This is a genomic window from Massilia sp. CT11-108 (assembly GCF_047302915.1).
Lineage (GTDB): Bacteria > Pseudomonadota > Gammaproteobacteria > Burkholderiales > Burkholderiaceae_D > Telluria > Telluria orientalis.
The window spans coordinates 1-5,447 of sequence record NZ_JBKYMO010000381.1 but is presented as its reverse complement, the minus strand read 5'-3'; the positions used below and the strand labels follow the sequence as shown (position 1 = coordinate 5,447).

The window sequence follows — 5,447 nt, the reverse complement described above, 5'->3', positions numbered from 1 at the left end:
CTCAACGCCCAGGGCCGCCAGGAGACGGGCGCCCAGCGCGCGGAAGGCGAATACCGGCGCGCACTGGCGAGCCTGCAGGAAGGCCGCATGATCGAGACCGTCGCGGCGCTCGAGCAGGCGCTGAAATACGAACCGACGCACGAAGCGGCGCGCCAGACCCTGGTCGGCCTGCTGATCGAGGCGAACCGCAACGACGAGGCGATGCGCCAGCTGCAGCTGGGCCTCACCCTGGACCCGCGCCAGCCCGCGATGGCGATGCTGCTGGCGCGCTTGCAGATCGAGCGTGGCGGCAACGGCATCGACACCCTGATGCGCACCTTGCCGTACGCGGGCAACGACGCCGACTACCACGCCTTCCTGGCGGCCGCGCTGGCCCGCCAGCAGCGTCACCGCGAGGCGGCCGAGCAGTATCACCAGGCCGTGCGCGCGGTGCCGTCGAACGGTGTGTGGTGGATGGGCCTCGGCATCTCGCTGCAGGCCGAGAAACGCAACGGCGAGGCGCTCGACGCGTTCCAGCGGGCGCGCGCCGGCGGCGGGTTGTCGCAGGAATTGCAGGGGTTCGTGGAGCGCCGCATCCAGCAGCTCTCGCACTGAGCCCGCGTCACACTGTCGCCAACCGCTCCAGGGCGCCGTTCAGCGTCTCGTCCTTTTTCGCAAAGCAGAACCGCACGATGCCGGACTCCGTCGGCTTGCTGTAAAAGGCCGACACCGGAATCGCGGCCACCTTGATCTCGCGCGTGAGCCACTGCGCGAATTCCGATTCGCCCAGGTCCGAAATCCCGTCGTAGCGCACGCACTGGAAATACGTGCCGTCCGCCGGCAGCAGCGTGAACCGCGTGTGCGCCAGCCCCGCGCGGAACAGGTCGCGCTTGCGCTGGTAGAACGCGGGCAGGTCGCGCCACGGCGCCGGGTCGCGCATGAAGGCGGCCAGGCCGGCCTGCATCGGCGTGTTCACGCTGAAGACGTTGTACTGGTGGACCTTGCGGAATTCCGCCATCAACGGCGCCGGCGCGGCCACGTAGCCCACCTTCCAGCCCGTCACGTGGTATGTCTTGCCGAAGCTCGACACGACGAACGCGCGCTCCGCCAGCATGGGATGGCGGCTCACCGACGCGTGCGGCTGGCCGTCGTAGACCATATGCTCGTACACCTCGTCCGACAGGATCAGGATATCGGTCCCTTCGACAATGGCAGCCAGCGAATCGAGGTCGGCCCGGCGCAGGATCGTGCCCGTGGGGTTGTGCGGCGTGTTCACGACGATCATCCGGGTCCTGGGCGTGACGGCCGCCGCGACGGCGTCCCACGGCACGCTGTAGCCGCCCGCGTCCACGCGCATCGCGACGGGCACCGGCACGCCGCCGGCCAGGGTGATCGACGGCTGGTAGCTGTCGTAGCAGGGCTCGATGACGATGACTTCGTCGCCCGGATGCACGGCGCACAGGATCGCCGTGATGATGCCTTGCGTGGCGCCGGCCGTGACCGTGATCTCGGCGCTGGCATCGTAGGCGTGGCCGTACAGTGCGGCCAGCTTGGCGGCGACGGCGTCGCGCAGCACGGGCAGGCCGGTCATCGGCGCGTACTGGTTGTGACCCGCGCGCATGGCGGCATCGACCGCGTCCAGCAGGCGCGGATCGCAGTCGAAGTCGGGGAAGCCCTGGCCCAGGTTGACGGCGCCGTGCTCGCCCGCGAGCGCGGACATCAGGGTGAACACGGTGGTGCCGACGGCCGGCAGGCGCGATTGCAGGACGGGTGTGGTCATGGTGCGTACAGGTTGGATGGGGCTGCCGGGGCCTCGGTCTTGATCCAGGCGTCGGGCGTCATGATGCGGAAGAGGTTCTCGCGCGCGGCGCGGCGGGCCAGTTTCAACAACGCCTTGTCCTTCGTGACGAGGACGGCGGCATCGGCGTCGCGCGCGATCTCGAGGAATTTCTGGTCGTCGCGGTCCGTGCAGACGGGCAGGCGCAGCGCGCGCGATGTCGGCGCCACGACCTCGATCAGGGCGTCGAAGGCGGCCTCCGCCTGCGGCCGGGTGCTGTCGTCGAGCGGCAGGTGCGAATAATGCAGCACGATCCGGTATTCGTCGCGGCAATCGGCGCGGGTGACGGCGCGCACCTTGCCGGATTCGAGCGCGGCAAGCAGGGGCGCCCAGCGCGGGTCGCGGAAAACGAACAGGTCGAGGCAGACGTTGGTGTCGATGACGATGGGTTTCGCTGAAGCAGGTATCATGTCAGCAATTTTACCCGCTGTACGTGTTTCATAACTAAATGCTGATCGTTCTCTCGCCCGCCAAGTCCCTCGACCTCGAATCGCCACCCACCACGCAGGAGCGCTCGACGCCCCGCTTCATCGACGATGCCGCCGAATTGATCCGCGTTCTCAAGCCGAAATCGCCGGCCGAGATCGGCGCGCTGATGGCGATCTCGGACCAGCTGTCGGTGCTGAACGTGACCCGTTACGCCGACTGGCACCCGGACCACGCCGCCGCGCGCCAGGCCATCATGTCGTTCGACGGCGACGTCTATACGGGCCTGGCTGCGCGCACGCTCGGCAAGCAGGCGCTCGGTTATGTGCGCGACCGCGTGCGCATCCTGTCGGGCCTGTACGGCGTGCTGCGACCGCTGGACGCCATGCATCCGTACCGCCTGGAGATGGGCACGCGCCTCGCGAACCCGCGCGGCAAGGATTTGTATGCCTTCTGGGGCGACCGGGTGACGGCCGCGCTGAACGCGGACCTGAAGGAGGCGGGCGCGCCGGTCCTCGTGAACCTCGCGTCCGAAGAATACTTCAAGTCCGTCAAGCCGAAGCTGCTGGACGTGCCCGTGGTCACGCCCGTGTTCGAAGACTGGAAGAACGGCAAGTACAAGATCATCTCGTTCTTCGCCAAGCGGGCGCGCGGGATGATGGCGCGCCATGCGGCCGAGCAGGGCATCACGGACGTCGAGCGCCTGAAGGACTTCGACGTGGACGGGTATGCGTACGACGAGGCCGTGTCGACGGACAAATCCTGGGTGTTCCGCCGGCGCATCGAAGGCTGACGACTTCGAAAAATTCGGGGTCAGAGCACTTTATTGCGCAAGGTCCGCGAAGCAAGTTCTGCGCGTGGCGCCGCGCGCGAACGTCCATGGAGGGCGTGCACGCGCGCAGAGCGTTGCCAGAGCAACTGGTCGCCGGACATTGATCGGAAATGTGCTCTGACCCCTAATTTTGGGCCGGGGGCGCGAAAAAAAGCCCGCTTCCGCGGGCACTGTTGTTACTGCACGGCGTCTTTCGGCGCCGGTTTCGGGCCGGCCTTGGCCCAGAACTTCCACCACGGCGCGTCGCCCGAACCCTTGCCGCCCATGAAGCGGCTGTTCGGGTAGTTCATGGTGAAGATGCGCTGCGTGTCGTCGCGCAGGTCGAACATGCCCAGCTTGTCGTAGGCGCGAATCATGATGAACAGTGCTTCCTCGCGCGCCGGGGCTTCGCTGAACTGGGTCACGGCGCCCTGGGCGCGGTTCAGCGCGGCCAGGTAGGCGCCGCGGCGGTAGTAGTAGTTCGCCACGTGCACTTCGTACTGCGCCATCGCATTGATCAGGTAGTTCATGCGGGCGACCGAATCCGGCGCGTATTTGCTGTTCGGGAACTTGTCGACGAGTTCCTTGAACGCGGCAAACGCTTCGCGCGTCGCCTTCGGGTCGCGCTCGGTCGGGTCCTGGGCGTAGATGAAGCTGAGGAAGCCGATCTGGTCGTTGAAATTGATCAGGCCGCGCAGGTAGTACATGTAGTCGACCTGCGGGTGGTTCGGGTGCAGCTTGATGAAGCGTTCGACGGCGGCCAGCGCCTCGGCCTGGTCCTGCGCCTTGTAGTGCGCATAGGCGATTTCCATCTGCGCCTGGGCGGCGTAGGTGCCGAACGGATAGTTGGATTCGAGGCGTTCGAACAGCTTGATCGCGGCTTCGTAGTGGCCGCCCGCCATTTCCTCCTGCGCGTCAGCGTATAATTTCGATGCTGACACGTTCTTGTTTTCGTCGGATCTTTCCGGTAACAAACCGCAAGCTGACAAACTTAGCAGAACGCTAGTCACGACTATTACAGACAATTTTTTTTGCATAAGCTCTTAGTGCAAGAAAGTTTTACCGAGATTCAACGAACGGCTGATTATAGCCGATGGGACTGACGTGATATTAACTGCTGCGCCGAATTCGGCGGAAAACCTTTTCGACCCCGACCTGGATGAGGACCTCGACGCCGAGCTCGATGCCGGCACCGGTGGCCCTGATTACGCCCCGATCACCCTGGAGCTGGTCCCCGAACACTGCGGCCAGCGGTTGGACAAGGTCGTGGCCGGGTTGGTGCCCCAGTTCTCGCGCAGCCGCCTGCAGCAATGGTTCGACGAAGGCCACATCACCGTCGACGGCAAGCCGGCGAAGGGCAAGAGCACGGCCTATGGCGACGAGACGGTCACCGTCGTGCCGCAGCCGGCGCCCGAGGACACGGCCTACACGCCGGAACCGATGGCGCTGAACATCGTCCACGAGGACGACGCCATCATCGTCATCAACAAGCCTGCCGGCCTCGTCGTGCATCCGGGCTCGGGCAACTGGTCGGGCACCCTGCTGAACGGGCTGCTGCATCACTGCCCGCAACTGGTGTCCGTGCCGCGTGCCGGTATCGTGCACCGCCTCGACAAGGACACGAGCGGCCTGATGGTCGTCGGCAAGACGCTGGAGGCGCAGACGGACCTCGTGCGCCAGCTGCAGGCGCGCACGGTGAAACGCGAATATTTCGCGCTCGTGTGGGGCACGCCGCGCGCCTACGGCACCATCGACTCCCCCATCAGCCGCGACGCGAAGGACCGGGTCAAGATGGCCGTGTCGAACAGCCCGTCGGCGAAGCCGGCCATCACGCACTACGAACTGCTGGAGACGGGCGAGCTCGACCGCCGCCCGGTCAGCCTCGTGCAATGCCGCCTGGAGACGGGCCGCACGCACCAGATCCGCGTGCACATGCAGTCGCTGGGCTACAGCCTTGTCGGCGACACCGTGTACGGCAAGCAGCACCTGCGTTCGTTCTTCCACCGCCAGGCGCTGCAGGCGCGCCGCCTGGGTCTCACGCACCCGGCCACCGGCGAGCACATGGAATGGGTCGTGCCGCTGGCCGACGATTTCGCGGAACTTCTGGAACAGGCCGGGATCGAAGAACCGGAAGCGATCTGATGGTGGAATCCGATCTGAAGGACGCCGATCTGATCCACCCCGCGACCGAGTGGCCCGATCTGCCTGACGCGTTCGGTGCCTTGGCCACGACGCGGCGCGGTGGCGTCAGCATGGGCCCGTACGGCGATGGGCGGGACGGTGGCGGCCTGAACCTGGGCCGGCACGTGAACGACGATCCGGAGGCCGTGCAGGCCAACCGGATGCGTCTGCGCGCGCGCCTGCCGGGCCCGCCCGCGTGGATCGCGCAGGTGC

General features: G+C 66.4%; 7 protein-coding genes. 4 read left to right on the top strand and 3 right to left on the bottom strand.

The annotated features are described in order from the left end of the window. A partial coding sequence (locus ACEN88_RS23395) for a tetratricopeptide repeat protein (RefSeq protein ID WP_413343501.1) occupies positions 1 to 594 on the top strand: 594 nt, incomplete at its 5' end. Positions 595 to 601: 7 nt separating this feature from the next. On the opposite strand, the gene ACEN88_RS23390 is transcribed toward ACEN88_RS23395, so the two are convergent. Further along, a complete protein-coding gene (locus ACEN88_RS23390) occupies positions 602 to 1,759 on the bottom strand; it encodes a pyridoxal phosphate-dependent aminotransferase (protein ID WP_413343499.1) in 1,158 nt (385 codons plus the stop codon). Next, positions 1,756 to 2,226, bottom strand: coding sequence for a putative toxin-antitoxin system toxin component, PIN family (locus tag ACEN88_RS23385; RefSeq protein ID WP_413343497.1), 471 nt, complete (start codon positions 2,224 to 2,226; stop codon positions 1,756 to 1,758). Before ACEN88_RS23385 ends, ACEN88_RS23390 begins: the two co-directional genes overlap by 4 nt. Positions 2,227 to 2,264: 38 nt before the next feature. On the opposite strand from ACEN88_RS23385, the gene yaaA reads away from it, so the two are divergent. Next, positions 2,265 to 3,035 carry a peroxide stress protein YaaA gene (gene yaaA, locus ACEN88_RS23380; protein WP_413343495.1) on the top strand — a complete coding sequence of 257 codons (771 nt, stop codon included), beginning with the start codon at positions 2,265 to 2,267 and terminating at the stop codon, positions 3,033 to 3,035. Positions 3,036 to 3,250: 215 nt separating this feature from the next. Here yaaA and ACEN88_RS23375 read toward each other — a convergent pair whose 3' ends face one another. Then, a complete protein-coding gene (locus ACEN88_RS23375) occupies positions 3,251 to 4,090 on the bottom strand; it encodes an outer membrane protein assembly factor BamD (RefSeq protein ID WP_413343494.1) in 840 nt (279 codons plus the stop codon). A 67-nt stretch (positions 4,091 to 4,157) separates the two neighbouring features. Between ACEN88_RS23375 and ACEN88_RS23370 the strand changes: the two genes are divergently transcribed. Then, on the top strand, positions 4,158 to 5,195 hold the full coding sequence (locus ACEN88_RS23370) for an RluA family pseudouridine synthase (RefSeq protein ID WP_413343492.1): 1,038 nt from the start codon (positions 4,158 to 4,160) through the stop codon (positions 5,193 to 5,195). Beyond that, positions 5,195 to 5,447: laccase domain-containing protein (locus tag ACEN88_RS23365; protein WP_413343490.1), on the top strand; the 253-nt coding region annotated here is incomplete at its 3' end. The genes ACEN88_RS23370 and ACEN88_RS23365, both read left to right, overlap by 1 nt.